This is a genomic window from Microvirga sp. Mcv34 (genome assembly GCF_024519725.1).
In the GTDB taxonomy this organism is placed as follows: domain Bacteria; phylum Pseudomonadota; class Alphaproteobacteria; order Rhizobiales; family Beijerinckiaceae; genus Microvirga.
The window spans coordinates 1-964 of sequence record NZ_JALJRK010000254.1 but is presented as its reverse complement, the minus strand read 5'-3'; the positions used below and the strand labels follow the sequence as shown (position 1 = coordinate 964).

Genomic DNA, 964 nt, shown 5'->3' with positions numbered 1-964 from the left:
CCTCCACGGCCTCGGCCCAGGCGCTCTCATGTGCCCCCAGCGAAGCCCGCAGGTAGCGGCCGGCCGAGACGATGTCGGCCAGATCCCGCAACGGCTGGCCGTAGTCCTCGAGAGTGGGGCAGGCCTCAAGGATCAGTTCCGGTGATAGGTGCTCTGACGGTTGTTCGGTTGGAAGAACCGCCCCAGCTTTCTTCGGAAAGCCCTTGTTACAAGGCTCACTAGGAGATCCGTTGTTGTTATTAGAGTGACGGACTCCGAGTCCGGCATTGCCCGCTTCAAAGAAAGCTTCCTCAAATCGGGTTCTCAACAGCTGCCAGGCCTCCAGCAGGTCGGCCGGCAGCGTCACCTTGGATCGGGCAGGCGTGCGGGCTTGCAAGGTCTTCAGCTCCCCTTCGAACGCGCTGCGGTCGAGCTCGGGGAAATGCTCCGCCAGGGCCGCCAGGGCTTCTTCCGCAGCCCGCCTGCAGATCGTGACCTCGTCGAATGCCCGCTTCTGCACCTCTCTGAGCTGCTTCTGCTCGATGAGCATCGCCGCCCAGTCGCCTCGTCTGGCGTAGACCGGAGTGAGATCAAACCCAAAGGCGTCAACCACCTGCCCTGCTAGGTCCTTGACGGCATAGCGCTTGCCGTTGGGTGAGTCCTTAGGGGCCAGCAGCTGCAGGTCGATCAGCTGGCGCAGGATGCGCCGGATCGCCCGCTCGGTCAGGCCGGTGCGGCTCATGAGGTAGTCATTCGATGGCCAGACCAGCAGCCGGTCCCACTCCTGCTCGCCCCAGCAGGCGACGAGCTCGGACAGGACGGCCCGCTGGGCTGGTCTGAGGTCGAGCGCCTTACCCGCGTCCCGGGCGGCGGCCGAGAGTTCTTTTCGCGTCACCGTGCGCTCGGCTTCGAGCGCAAGTTTCCTTGCGGCCAGAGCGGCATGTCTCAGCCGCCGGCCTCCTGACGATGCAAGCTGCATCGTACC

The 964-nt window shown here is 64.7% G+C and carries 1 protein-coding gene; it reads right to left on the bottom strand.

Annotated elements, in window-relative coordinates:
- Positions 1-958 (bottom strand): plasmid replication protein RepC (gene repC / locus OC446_RS30485; protein ID WP_262032603.1); only part of this gene is annotated, 958 nt, incomplete at its 3' end.
- Between the last annotated feature and the right edge of the window lie 6 nt (positions 959-964).